The organism is Colwellia sp. BRX9-1, assembly GCF_014077195.1.
Classification (GTDB): domain Bacteria; phylum Pseudomonadota; class Gammaproteobacteria; order Enterobacterales; family Alteromonadaceae; genus Colwellia_A.
Map to the genome: position 1 here is coordinate 530,164 of NZ_JACGVM010000001.1, position 13,532 is coordinate 543,695.

Sequence of the window (13,532 nt, forward strand, 5' to 3'; positions counted from 1 at the left end):
ATTAGGGCTTTTTCATTCATAATAACAAATGAGATAATAAATGCCCTATAAGGTGTTGGTTGTTGATGACTCGAGTTTCTTTAGACGTCGAGTTACCGATATTTTAAATAAAGATCCGAACCTTACTGTTATTGATGTTGCTGTAAATGGTAAAGATGCTGTTGAAAAGGCTGTGTCATTAAAGCCTGATGTGATCACCATGGATATAGAAATGCCATTGCTTAATGGTATTGAAGCTGTGAAACAAATAATGGCGAAAGCGCCAACATCAATCTTAATGTTTTCATCGCTCACTCATCAAGGTGCTAATGCTACCCTCGAGGCCTTAGAAGCCGGAGCACTTGATTTTCTCCCGAAAAAATTCAGTGAAATAGCCAAAACAACTGATGATGCAGGTAGTTTGCTGCGTCAACGAGTGGTTCAATTAGCGAAGACTAACGGTTTATTGAAAAGAAAATTGGCAGTAAAAGCTCACGCGTCACGAATTAGCCTATCTTCAACGGCCACTAATCCGGTGAGTAAACCCGTAAATAAATTCGACATTCAATCGAGAACTCCGCTGCGAACAACTAAAACTGAACCGAGTCAAAGCGAAAGTATTCGCAGTCAGGTTGTTAAAAGAAGCTCAGGTAAAAGTTACCAACTACTCGCTATAGGTACATCAACGGGGGGACCAATTGCCTTACAAAAAATATTAACGCAATTGCCGCAAAACTTTCCGCTACCCATTATTCTAATACAGCATATGCCCGCTGCTTTTACTTTTGCTTTTGCCAATCGTTTAAATACCTTGTGCAATATTAATGTTAAGGAAGCAGCAGATGGGGATATTTTAAAACCTGGTTGTGCTTACCTAGCGCCTGGTGGCAGGCAAATGATTATTGACGGTACGCCAAAATTAGCCAAGTTAAAAATTATAGAAGATAAGTCTGAAAAAATTGCTTTTAAACCAAGTGTTGATGTGAGTTTTGGCTCAGCAGCTAAGGTATTTGGTGGCTCAGTATTGGGTGTTGTATTGACCGGTATGGGCTCTGATGGCCGAGAAGGTGCTCGCATGTTAAAAGGTAAAGGGGCGACAATATGGGCACAAGACGAAGCTTCTTGTGTGGTTTATGGTATGCCGCAAGCCGTTACCGTTGCAGGTATTTCTGTTTTATCTTTAGCATTAGAAGATATCAGCCAAAGTATTATCAAGGAAGTGGACCATGGATAAGTTAACCATTGCCGGGCTTTTTGTCGCAATTACGGCCATATATTTAGGTTTTATTCTCGATGGAGGCTCCCTCGCTGCGTTATTTGAGTTACCTGCCTTTATCATTGTCTTTGGCGGTACTTTAGGGGCTGTAATGTTACAGTCATCTTCAGCGCAATTTTTTCATGCGTTGTCTTTATTAAAGTGGATATTTTATCCACCCAAGTATGATATTGACCAAGGCATTGATTCGATAGTTTCTTGGTCTGAAAAAGCACGAGAATCTGGATATTTATCACTGGAAAATATTGCCGAAGAAGAACAAGATTTTTATACCAATAAAGCGCTTAACTTATTAGTTGATGGTATAGAAGTAGACAACTTGCGTATCTCATTAGAATTAGATTTAGATCTTTATCGCGAGCATAATTTGCGCTCTGCTCATGTTTTTGAGTCTATGGGCGGTTACAGTCCTACCATAGGTATTTTAGGAGCGGTACTTGGCCTCATTCATGCGATGAGTAACCTTACCGATCCCACTTTACTTGGACAAGGCATTGCAACGGCTTTTATTGCGACTATTTACGGCGTTGGTTTTGCCAATTTAATATACCTACCCGTTGCTAATAAAATAAAGGCTATTATTCACCAGCAAACCATGTACCGAGAAATGATTGCTGAAGGCCTTATTTCTATTGCATTAGCAGAAAATCCACATGCCATTGAAAATAAGTTGTCGGCCTTTCGGTTAGAGCAATGAACCACTTAAGGAAACGTCGACATTCAGTCGAAAATGATAATGTCGACAGATGGTTAGTTTCATACGCCGATTATATGACCTTGCTCTTTGCGTTATTTGTTGTTTTATATGCAATGGCAATGGTTGATGAAGAGCCCTATGAAACCGCGACAGAATCAATAGGTAAAGTTTTTCAAGCCAATAATAAACTACCTAAAAATCGGGGGCATGGTGACGATATCCTCGATGTTAACAGCTCAAAAACTAATAAGCGCTTGTATGGTAATGGCATTTTAGATGTCGCTGGCCCTGAACTTTTTGACGGTGAGAAAACACTTTCTAATGTTTCTGACAGTCAGGTAGGCACTAATCTAACGTCACTAGAAAAAGAATTACATACCGCCTTGTATGAATTAATCGAATCAGGTTATGCGCAACTGCAGATTGATGGTGATTGGTTAGAAATAGAATTAAACAGTGGTATGCTTTTCCCCAGCGGCTCATCATCAGCAACCAACAATGCAACAACAATACTTGCGGTTATTTATGATGTAATTGGTTCATCCAGCAATTTTATTCGCATAAGAGGCTATACTGATAACCAACCGATTAATACTGAGATATTTTCTTCAAATTGGGAATTATCAGTTTTTAGAGCAACGGCTATTTTACGAGTGCTTGAAGACTTATCCCTTGATCCTGCTCGTATGGCTATTGAGGGGTATGGGCAATATTATCCACGAGAAGACAATAAAACAGCACAAGGCCGCGCGCAAAACCGTCGTGTTGTTATCGCTATATCAAAATATGGTTTAGAAAAGTCAAATTTACTTGCGACCCCTACCATCAGCATTAAAGACGTCGAAGCCATAAAGCAGATAGATAATGGTGATGATGAGGATAATGAAATACGTATCATAAGACTTGATAATGGTGGCATTAGAATTACAACACGAGAAGATGATAACCCCTCTTCTGAGCAGAACAATAATTAGTACAACGAAATAAGTAGGTTAGCAACTTGGTAGTATGGACCGTAGCAAATCAAAAAGGTGGCGTTGGTAAAACCACAACAACAATCTCCTTAGGTGGCTTATTAGCTGAGCAGGGCTATAAAGTGTTGTTGGTAGATACTGATCCCCATGCTTCTTTGAGTTATTATTTTGGTATCGAATCTGAAGATCTTGAGTTAAGTGTTTACGATTTATTTGTTCAAGTTTCAACGAAAGAACAAATAATGCAAAGTTTATGTCCAACGAAATACGACAATATAGATATACTCCCGGCAACTATGGGCTTAGCTACTTTAGACCGTTCACTCGGTAATAAAGGTGGTATGGGCTTAGTGTTGAAAAAAGCGATGATAAAAATAGCCGATGAATATGATTATGTCTTAATTGATTGCCCACCGATTTTAGGTGTGCTGATGGTGAATGCTTTGGCGGCATCGCAACGTATTATTGTGCCAGTGCAGACTGAGTTCTTAGCCTTGAAAGGCTTAGACCGCATGATGAAAACAATGGATATTATGCAAGTTGAGCAAGATAAGCCGTTTAAATATACCATAGTGCCGACTATGTTTGATAAACGTACTAAAGCATCATTACTGACCTATAGAAAGTTACAAGAGCTATACGATGATAGTGTTTGGGCCGGTGTTATACCGGTAGATACTAATTTTAGAAATGCCAGTTATGCAATGCAGGTACCTTCAGATTACGCACCGTTAACACGTGGTGTTAGTGCATATAAAAAACTACTAAGCAGTTTATTAGAACTGCAAAAATTAGGTTAATTGTCCAATGGCAAAGTCACTCGCTGCAAGTAAGAAATTAATGCAGAATTATTTATCAGAATTGTTGACTGAAGATCAGCAAGAATCGGACCTGCCAATTATTTCTGTAAAAGCAAAATATCAGCAACCGTTAGAAAAACTTTTACAAAAAGTTGATATTACTGAACGTATTGCCGACCCAATAGATGAACCTGTTTATACTGTAAAAAGCTCAGTAAAAAATGAACGACCTAAAATAGTTGAAGAAAAAATTCAGGACAAAGTCGAAGAAAAAACGCAATTGACTCTTGATGAACCGCTTAAGACAAGAAAAAGTGATCAGCCATTAATTGTTCATCAGAGTAAAAATTATCGAAAGGGTAGTTTTCAAGCGATGTTCTTTAATGTTGCGGGTTTAACGATTGCAGTGCCGTTGATTGAATTGGGTGGCATACATAACGAAGACAAGACAACGAGTCTAATGGGTAAGCCTAAATGGTTTACTGGTGTTATGTTACATCGAGATGAAAAAATTAATGTAGTGAATACCGCTTTATGGGTAATGCCAGAAAAATGTGACGAAGCGTTAATAAATTCGCTAAACTATCAATATATTGTCATGCTAGGTAATAGTCATTGGGGATTATCGGCTGAAACATTAGTCGATACAGTGACGTTAGAGCAAGAAGATGTAAAATGGTTAGACCTACCGAACAAACGACCTTGGTTAGCCGGTTTAGTCAAAGAACGTATGTGTGCACTACTTGATGTCGAGTCTTTGATTAAGTTACTTGACGCAGGCGCAAATATTAACCAAGATTAATGGCTAGATCTCCAGATAGTATTATACTATGTACACTAGACGAATAATCAAACAGATTGATTTTCAATAAGATATTTAAGAGGCAGGCTGTATGGCTGATGATAGACGTAATGCAAATGAAAACGTAGACAACGATGAAGTGTTGCAATGGGTAACCTTTAAGCTTGATAGTGAAACCTACGGTATTAATGTAATGCAAGTGCAAGAAGTTTTGCGTTATAGTGAAATTGCACCGGTGCCAGGAGCACCTACATATGTATTAGGTATCATTAATCTGCGAGGGAACGTTGTTACTGTCATTGATACCAGACAACGCTTTGGGCTTAAACCTGCGGATATTTCTGATAATACACGTATTGTTATCATTGAAGCCGAAAAACAAGTTATTGGTATCTTGGTAGATAGTGTCGCTGAAGTTGTTTACTTAAAAAATTCTGAGATAGATGATGCTCCGAATGTTGGTAATGACGATAGTGCACGATTCATTCAAGGTGTTTCAAACAGAGAAGGTGAGTTATTGATTTTAGTCGACCTAAATCAGTTACTTTCTGACGACGAATGGGATGAACTTAAACAGTTCTAGGCTGTTTGCTGAGTCTCTTTAAATAAAGCCTGGCTTATCAGGCTTTATCTAGTTGTAATGGTTTAAGAAGCGTTTATGTTTATTATCTCGCCACTTTTGATTTTAGTCAGCAGTTTTGTGCTTTTTATAGTGCTAATGGGTTATATTTATCGCCAAAAAACTTATTTTCATCGAACTAATAAAGTGCTGAAAACACAACTTGAAACGCAAGAGTTGTTTATAAATGAGCTACAGTCGTCGCAAAATAGCGTAAATAAACAATTGCTTGAGTTTAATAATAAGCTTGAAAGTCTGCAGTTAGAAAATGAGCAAGTCAGTAAACAACTTGAACATCGTATTAAAATACTGCAACAAGAGAGTGGGCTACAAAAGCAATTAATAGATCAATTTCAAAATCAGCAACCGCAAGATAAACTCTATTCACGTGCTTTTAAACTCGTTGAGTTAGGCGCAGAGATCGATGAGGTCGTTCGAGAATGTGACATCCCACTTGCTGAAGCTGAGATGTTAATATCTGTCCACAGAAATAAAACATCGCCTTCTTAAAACCAATCATTTTATGGTTTTTCCGCAGATAAATAGTGAAAGCTTTTATGTTGCATTGCATTTTTGCGTGGTAAACTGCGTCATTATTTTTTTACTCAATATCAAGGACGCTAAGTGAAAGTAGCCGCTATATTTTCTTATTTGTTCAATAATCCAACAAAAAAAATTGTTGTCATTCTACTGGCATTAGTTATTTCTGCCTGTTCATCAACACCTGCTGAAAATAGTGCTAGTGTTTCAGATCCTAAAGATCCATTAGAATCAATTAACCGACCGTTTTGGACTTTTACCTGGGATTATGCAGACAAATATGTGCTTAAACCGACAGCCCAGGCGTATGTTGAATATATGCCAACAGACTTTAGGTCCGGGATACATAATGTTGCCTTAAACCTAAACGAGCCATCAACGGTTATAAATAACCTGCTGCAAGGAAAGTTTAGTGAAGCGGGTAAAAGTACGGGGCGTTTTATCCTTAACTCTACTATTGGCATATTTGGATTTTTTGACCCAGCAAGTGACTTCGAATGGATCAGAGCACAAGAAGAGTTTGGTGAAGTCTTAGGCTCATATGGTGTTGGAGATGGACCTTATCTAGTTATACCGGCTCTTGGGCCAAGCTCAGTTCGTGAAGAAGTGGGTGACTATGTTGATAAATACTACTGGCCATTAGCTATTATTGATTTTTGGCCTAACTTACTTCGCCAAGCCGTACTCGGGCTTGAACAACGAGCTGCGCTTGTTGATCAAGAGCAAATTATTAATGAATCTATTGATTCATACGAATTTGTAAAAAATGCTTACTTTCAAAATATGGAATTTAAAGTTTATGATGGTAACCCGCCCATCGTGATTGATGAAGACAGTGAAGACGAAATTAATGCCTTTTTAGAAGAACTCGATAACATGGCAGACGTTGATCAATAAACTTGCTTTGCAGAGTGAAGCTTAGAATACTTCAAGCTTCACTCATTTTTACAAAACTATTAATTAAAAAAAAGCTGTGGTGTTAATGTAAATCGCGGTTTTTTTGATGTGATAATTAAAGATTAAGCTAATTTATTATACTGCTTGATCGCAACACTGAGATATTTACGGGTAAAAATTAACGATACTGGCCGAAGTAAAATAAAATACACGGCTAGAAAACTAAACAAAGATACCACAAAGAGCAGCCCATCTAATTGTGCCATAAATATAAAAGGTGGCACCAACATGATTAACTTCAAAATATTTAATACGAACTTCTCTGGTGCGGTCAATTTAGCGGCAGCGAGTGTTAAAATCTGCTGTCTTTGCCCAAGCGTATAGCTTTCGAGTTCGGGAAGTTTATTTGTTGAAAATATAAAAGCCATAGGTATCGTATTTTTAGTGAGTAATAGCAGTATTCTACAGTATTTTTACACTTAATTAAGCAAACAAGTACCGAATTGTCTCTGGGTTTGGTAGAATTGCGGCAAATTTTTTGTGAGTGAAATATAAATGAATATCATTGAAGCTAATTTTGACGCAGCAGGTAAAAAGTTTGCCATCGTTGTTTCACGTTTTAACAGTTTTGTAGTTGAAAATTTATTAGAAGGTGCAGTTGATGCACTTAAACGCCATGGCAATGTTGCAGATAACGACATTACTATTGTTCGTGTTCCTGGCGCATATGAATTACCCCTTGCCGCTAAACGTATTGCAAGTAAAGGCGAGTTCGATGGCATAATAGCTATTGGCGCCGTTATTCGTGGCGGAACTCCACATTTTGATTTTGTTGCGGGCGAATGTAATAAAGGCTTAGCGCAAGTTTCAATGGAATACACTATTCCTGTTGCTTTTGGTGTTATTACAACCGATACCGTTGAGCAAGCAATAGATCGTGCCGGACTTAAAGCAGGTAATAAAGGCGCAGAAGCGGCTTTAAGTGCTTTAGAAATGGTTAATGTTTTAGATAAAATATAAGCGGGAATTTTTGTGAAACCAACTCCTAGAAGGAAAGCTCGTGAGTTAGCTGTTCAAGCTATTTACTCATGGCAGCTTAGCCAAAACTCAGTAACTGATATCGAAGTTAACTTTTTAACTGATAACAGTGCGCGCCGTTTTGATATTCCATATTTTCAACAATTACTCCACGGTGTAACCAAATCAGTTGGTTCTATCGATGAAGCTATTTCTCCGCATGTTGACCGTCCTTTAAACGACGTTGACCCAGTAGAAAAAGCTATTTTACGTGTAGCCATTTATGAATTGAAAGATTGTAAAGATGTGCCATACCGAGTTGTTATTAATGAAGCTATCGAATTAGCAAAATCTTTTGCTGCTGACGATAGTCATAAATTTGTTAATGGTGTGCTTGATAAAGCCGTTAAACTGATTCGTCCAGAAGAATAATTTGCGTTCATTTTCTCAAAGCAAAGCAAAGGATTGGTTGTTGTATGAAAGAATTTGAAGTCATTCGACGTTATTTTACTGAACAGGTAGTGAAGCGCAAAGACGTTTATTTAGGTATTGGTGACGATTGTGCACTGGTTACTCCGGGTGAACGCCAACACATTGCAGTAACGACAGATACCTTAGTGGCAGGTGTTCATTTTCCTTTAAATACATCGCCACGTGCTATTGGTCATAAATCGATAGCGGTTAATTTGTCTGATCTTGCCGCTATGGGGGCAGAGCCTAGTTGGGTTTCTTTAGCAATCACGCTTCCTGAGATTGATGAAAATTGGATCAATGAATTTTGCCTTGGTGTTTTTGACCTTTGTGAATTTTATAATGTCCAGCTTATTGGTGGTGATACGACGCAAGGACCATTGAGTATAACCATTACAGCGCAAGGACAAATTCCTTTTGGACAACATATTTCCCGTTCAGGTGCTAAAGCCGGAGAATGGTTATATGTTACCGGTGAGATAGGTGCAGCGAACCTCGCTTTACAACATATCCAAGGTAAAGTGAAAGTAGCAGCTAAATATCAGCAAGAAATACAAAAACGCTTAGACTTTCCTAAAGCAAGGGTTTTGGCTGGACAAGCTTTACGTAAATATGCGACTTCTGCGATAGATTTATCTGATGGTTTAGTCGCAGACCTAGCTCATATCTGTAATGCTTCGGGTGTTGGTGCTAATATTGTTCTTGATGCTTTACCACTTTCTGCCGCATTAAGTGATACTGTTGGTATAGACGCAGCGTACGATATAGCTTTAGAAGGTGGCGATGATTACGAGCTATTATTTAGTGTTACTGAAGATAACCGCGTAGGCATGGAAACAGCCTTAGCTAACTCAGGCAATAAGATCACCTGTATTGGCCAATTGAATGGTTCAGGAAAAATTACCACGACATTAAATAAAAAAGCAGTAAATATTAAGGTTCAGAGCTATCAACATTTCTCTGATACTCCTTCTACTAAATAATGTAAGTTAAATGTAATGAGTAAATCTACCGAGAACTTTCGTATAACTAACCCCATCCATTTTCTTGCTTTAGGGTTTGGTAGTGGTTTATTACCTAAAGCACCAGGTACTTATGGCACGCTTGCGGCCATTCCTTTGTACCTGCTGTTAGCGCCTACTTCAGTCAGTACTTATTTAGCTATTGTTATTATCATGAGCATTGCCGGTATCTATATTTGTGGAAAAGCCGCAGAAGATGCAGGTGTACCTGATCATGGCGCAATTGTCTGGGATGAAATTGTTGGTTTTTTAATCACTATGTTTCTTGTTCCTTTGACATGGCAAAGTATTGTTGTTGGTTTTATCTTATTTAGAATTTTTGATATTTTTAAACCTTGGCCTATTTCCTATGTAGATAAAAATTTACATGGCGGTCTAGGTATTATGGTTGATGATATTCTTGCGGGCTTAGCAGCACTGGCTTGCATGCACCTTATCTTTTAATCCATAGCACAGAACGTCGAGTTTTAGTGTCTGGTCACTTCTTTTTAAAACCTTGATTAAATGACGGGTTACTTGATACATATCAGCCTATTTATTTTTCAACTTGCTACTATAAATTAAAGACATACTTTAATGCGGTAGTGATAATGGAAGAATGGGTTGGTGGGATTTGGCATAAGTATATTACCCGTAAAGCCAGTACCGAATATGAGCAAGCAAGCGTGTGCTTTAGTGAGGTCAGTAAATCTGTTGGTATGGTTTTTCGTGCCTTAGGTGGCGACGTTGTTAAGCGTATAGAGGCGGCGAGTTCAAGAGATTATCTCGTTCGTCGCACCTTTCTGCAAAAAGTATCGGGTGAAAATCAACAAATCAGTCTTGCGTGGCAAGACCCTGAGAGTTTACGTTTACCTGAACGTTTAGCGGTATTTCCAACGACTGAACTCAATCGTGACCTTTATATTTGGCTAGCTATTTTAGCTGCGCATCATAGTGGACGCTTTCAGCATTGGGCGATAGATAATCAGCAACTCGTTGTTGAAGTCTTAACAAAATTTCCAGCATTAACTCCCCGTTATCAACGATTAGCCCAAGCTTTTTTAGTAAGCAGACCCCCGTTAAAAAAACTACCCGAGCAAGAAAAAATAATGGAGCAGGCGATTGTCCAAGCGATTCTAGAACCGGGCACTGTTAAAATATTTCCTACGGTTAATTACGCGCCGAAAGCGGTATTCCTTTGGTTATATCCTTCAGCTCATGTTGATCCATTACTCTTGCCTGATTATCAAGACATTACTGAAGACGAAAACCAAGCTCAAGAAAGTAAGCAATCAACAAAAAATAAAATTAGCCGTAAAAAAGCAGATCGCGAACAAGCAGATGAAAGTAACGATGGCATGATGATTTTTCGTTTAGAAAGCCTTTTTTCATGGAGCGAATTTTCAAAACTAGATCGAGGCTCTGACGATACCGATGAAGATGAAGAAGATTTATTACGTACAGCAGAAGATCTCGACAATATTACTTTATCGCAACAACAAGACCAAAAAAGTGCCAATATAAAAATTGATTTAGATTTACCTTCCGCGTCCGAAGATGATATTCCGCTTGGGAAAGGCATTTCTTTACCCGAATGGAATTACAGAACGCAGCAGTTAGAAGCCGACCGTTGTTTACTACAACCAATGCTGCCAAAAAATTATACAGCTCAATCTTTGCCTATTAAGCTTCAAAAAACGGCAAAGGCTATTCAAGCTCAATTTGAACAATTAACCAGTGTACGTTACTGGCTAAAAGCCCAACCGCAAGGCGAAGAACTTGATTTGTCTGCTTGGTTAGACTTTTATGTAGAAAGTAAAATAGCGCCGACTCAAGAAAAAGGACTTTACCAAAGTTTTAGAGGTAACAATCGCGACATTTCTAGTTTATTACTGGCTGATTTATCTATGTCTACTGATGCTTATTTAGATGATGATAACCGTGTTATTGACGTGGTTCGCGATAGTATGCTGTTATTTGGTGAGGCGTTAAATAGTGTTGGTGATAACTTTGCTATGTATGGTTTCTCTTCAGTAAGACGTTCAAATGTTCGTCTTACTATGCTAAAAAACTTTAATGAACCATACAATGATGAAATTCGTGGCCGCGTTCAATCTATTCGCCCCGGTTTTTATACACGAATGGGAGCGGCTATTCGCCAAGCAACCAAGGTTTTACAAGAGCAGCGTAGTACGCAAAAATTGCTACTGATTTTAACCGATGGAAAACCTAATGATATAGATCATTATGAAGGGCGTTTTGGTATCGAGGATACTCACCAAGCGATTGCTGAAGCAAATAGGTTAGGCATTAAACCGTTTTGTATTACCATTGACCAAGAAGCAGAAGAGTATTTACCTTATTTATTTGGTCGTGATGGCTTCACCGTTATTTTACGACCAGCACAATTACCGATACGTTTGCCGCAACTTTATCATCAATTAACGAGTCATTAATTATGTCTGCGAAACAGTTACCTTGTCTTTATTGCCAAACAAAAAATGAGATTAATAGGGAAAATTGTCAAAATTGTGGAATGCCGTTAGCAAAAGATCATCCTGACGGTGAAAATGCGCGGCAACGATTTTTTGTCAAAGCCTTCTGGGGTATTGTTATATTTTGTATCGTGATGATGATTTACTTACCGAGATATCTTTTTTAATCAGATTATGGGCTGTAAACTCTTTAGTGCAACTATTTGTTGACAGCTTAACCCTCAGAAAAATAACTCAATGCTATCATTAATACCAATTATTGTTCTCGCTGGTATAATGCCGCTATCTTATATCGTTATCTTCTATACTTACTTGTATTTTAAAACGTATTTTGACGTTTTATCAAAGTAAGCCATAAATTTCAGGAGTTCTTCAAGCAATGTCTACTATGAATTTATTAAACGAAACCCACAATTCAGCCCGAGTTAGTTGGCTTGTCACTGCGAATAAAGCAGATACCGACTTTCCTATTCAGAACTTACCTTTTGCGGTTTTTAAACGTGCAAATAGCGAAGAAGCATTCCGTGGTGGTGTAGCAATTGGTGATCAAGTTATTGACTTAGCTGCCTTGGCTAACGCAAATGTTTTTGACGGTCTAGCCCAAGCAGGCGTAAAAGCCTGTAATGCACCACAGTTAAATGATTATATGGCGATGGGTAAAGCGACATGGAGCGCTTTACGTTTAGCACTCTCTAATGCTTTGAAAGAAGGCTCAGCTTTACAAGATAAAGTGGCCGCTTGTTTAATTGCTCAAGCTGACGTTGAATATGCACTACCTTGTAATATTGGTGATTACACTGATTTTTATACCTCAATTCACCATGCTACGTCAGTGGGTTTGAAGTTCCGTCCAGACAACCCATTATTACCTAACTATAAATGGGTACCGATTGGTTACCACGGTCGTTCATCTTCTATTGATGTTTCTGGTCGAGATTTTAAGCGTCCTTCTGGACAAACTAAAGCGCCGACAGCAACTGAACCATCATTTGGCCCTTGTAAGCGTCTCGATTATGAATTAGAAGTAGGCATATTCATTGGTAAAGGTAATGACTTAGGCGATGCTATCTCTATCGATAACGCCGAAGATCATGTCTTTGGTTTATGTTTATTCAACGATTGGTCTGCGCGTGATATTCAAGGTTGGGAATACCAACCCTTAGGGCCATTTTTGTCGAAGAACTTTGCGTCAACAGTCTCACCTTGGATTGTGACGACAGAAGCATTAGCACCTTATCGCTCGGCTTGGACACGTGTTGAGACAGATCCTCAACCAATGCCATACCTAGAGTCAGAAAATAATCGTGCGGTCGGTTCATTTGATATCCAGTTACAAGCCTTGCTTGAAACCCAAAATATGCGTGAAAAAAGTGAAGAAGCGGTTGAAATGTCACAATCTAACTTTAAAGATTCATACTGGACAGTGGCACAAATGGTCGCTCATCATACCGTTAATGGTTGTAACCTTCGCGCGGGTGATATGTTTGGCAGTGGTACGCAATCTGGACCTAAGCCTGAAGAAGCCGGTTCAATGTTAGAGCTTTCAAATGCGGGTGCCGATCCTATTACTTTACCTAATGGTGAAAAACGTACTTTCTTAGAAGATGGTGACAACGTCATAATGAAAGGTTGGTGTCAAAAAGAAGGTGCAGTGCGCATTGGTTTTGGTGCCGTATCAGCGACAATTTTACCAGCGAGTTAACGGCTAAATTAGCTAATTGCTCATTGAGTTAATCGCAAAGCGTTGGTTGTTTATGATCAGCGCTTTTTTTATCACTAAATTTCAATAGTAATAATCTATTTTATTCCCCACTACTTCTCATTAAATTTTGTTTTGATCTAGATTATCTTTTTTATAAATCAGCCCTGCGAATACAAAATTATTCAATAAGTGTGCATAAATAAGCGACGAAATGCTAAAAAAAGACGATGGATTACTTTGTATATTGTATGCACTGTGAAGT

General features: G+C 38.5%; 15 protein-coding genes. 14 read left to right on the top strand and 1 reads right to left on the bottom strand.

What is annotated here, in order from left to right:
- Positions 1-40: 40 nt before the first annotated feature.
- The 8 genes from H4J76_RS02450 (at position 41) to H4J76_RS02485 (ending at position 6,584) form a co-directional block, all read left to right on the top strand.
- Positions 41-1,213, top strand: coding sequence for a chemotaxis response regulator protein-glutamate methylesterase (locus H4J76_RS02450; protein WP_182213529.1), 1,173 nt, complete (start codon positions 41-43; stop codon positions 1,211-1,213).
- The gene (locus H4J76_RS02455) at positions 1,206-1,952 is read left to right on the top strand and encodes a flagellar motor protein (protein WP_182213531.1); all 747 of its coding nucleotides are present in this window, start codon (positions 1,206-1,208) and stop codon (positions 1,950-1,952) included. Before H4J76_RS02450 ends, H4J76_RS02455 begins: the two co-directional genes overlap by 8 nt.
- Entirely contained in the window at positions 1,949-2,926 is a 978-nt protein-coding gene (locus H4J76_RS02460; protein WP_182213533.1) for a flagellar motor protein MotB, read from the top strand. Before H4J76_RS02455 ends, H4J76_RS02460 begins: the two co-directional genes overlap by 4 nt.
- A 26-nt stretch (positions 2,927-2,952) precedes the next feature.
- The gene (locus tag H4J76_RS02465) at positions 2,953-3,726 is read left to right on the top strand and encodes a ParA family protein (protein ID WP_182176122.1); all 774 of its coding nucleotides are present in this window, start codon (positions 2,953-2,955) and stop codon (positions 3,724-3,726) included.
- 7 nt (positions 3,727-3,733) lie between these two features.
- Complete coding sequence (locus H4J76_RS02470; protein WP_220465978.1) at positions 3,734-4,528, top strand: chemotaxis protein CheW; 795 nt, start codon at positions 3,734-3,736, stop codon at positions 4,526-4,528.
- A 91-nt stretch (positions 4,529-4,619) separates the two neighbouring features.
- Entirely contained in the window at positions 4,620-5,111 is a 492-nt protein-coding gene (locus H4J76_RS02475; RefSeq protein WP_146799106.1) for a chemotaxis protein CheW, read from the top strand.
- A gap of 75 nt (positions 5,112-5,186) precedes the next feature.
- Complete coding sequence (locus tag H4J76_RS02480; protein ID WP_182230041.1) at positions 5,187-5,657, top strand: DUF2802 domain-containing protein; 471 nt, start codon at positions 5,187-5,189, stop codon at positions 5,655-5,657.
- Positions 5,658-5,771: 114 nt separating this feature from the next.
- A complete protein-coding gene (locus H4J76_RS02485; protein ID WP_310733495.1) occupies positions 5,772-6,584 on the top strand; it encodes a VacJ family lipoprotein in 813 nt (270 codons plus the stop codon).
- A gap of 122 nt (positions 6,585-6,706) precedes the next feature.
- Here H4J76_RS02485 and H4J76_RS02490 read toward each other — a convergent pair whose 3' ends face one another.
- Positions 6,707-7,012 (bottom strand): DUF6170 family protein, encoded by a 306-nt coding sequence (locus H4J76_RS02490; RefSeq protein WP_182213536.1) that lies wholly within the window; start codon positions 7,010-7,012, stop codon positions 6,707-6,709.
- 127 nt (positions 7,013-7,139) lie between these two features.
- Here H4J76_RS02490 and ribE point away from each other — a divergent pair, with 127 nt between their 5' ends.
- From ribE to fahA, 6 genes are all read left to right on the top strand, one after another.
- The gene (gene ribE / locus H4J76_RS02495) at positions 7,140-7,604 is read left to right on the top strand and encodes a 6,7-dimethyl-8-ribityllumazine synthase (protein WP_070374607.1); all 465 of its coding nucleotides are present in this window, start codon (positions 7,140-7,142) and stop codon (positions 7,602-7,604) included.
- Positions 7,605-7,616: 12 nt separating this feature from the next.
- Positions 7,617-8,033, top strand: a complete 417-nt coding sequence (nusB, locus tag H4J76_RS02500) for a transcription antitermination factor NusB (protein WP_070374606.1) — start codon at positions 7,617-7,619, stop codon at positions 8,031-8,033.
- Positions 8,034-8,077: 44 nt separating this feature from the next.
- Entirely contained in the window at positions 8,078-9,055 is a 978-nt protein-coding gene (thiL, locus tag H4J76_RS02505; protein ID WP_182230042.1) for a thiamine-phosphate kinase, read from the top strand.
- A 15-nt stretch (positions 9,056-9,070) separates the two neighbouring features.
- Positions 9,071-9,538, top strand: a complete 468-nt coding sequence (locus tag H4J76_RS02510; protein ID WP_182213539.1) for a phosphatidylglycerophosphatase A — start codon at positions 9,071-9,073, stop codon at positions 9,536-9,538.
- Positions 9,539-9,684: 146 nt separating this feature from the next.
- The gene (locus H4J76_RS02515) at positions 9,685-11,529 is read left to right on the top strand and encodes a nitric oxide reductase activation protein NorD (RefSeq protein ID WP_182230043.1); all 1,845 of its coding nucleotides are present in this window, start codon (positions 9,685-9,687) and stop codon (positions 11,527-11,529) included.
- 427 nt (positions 11,530-11,956) lie between these two features.
- Complete coding sequence (fahA, locus tag H4J76_RS02520; protein WP_182230072.1) at positions 11,957-13,270, top strand: fumarylacetoacetase; 1,314 nt, start codon at positions 11,957-11,959, stop codon at positions 13,268-13,270.
- The last annotated feature ends 262 nt before the right edge of the window (positions 13,271-13,532 follow it).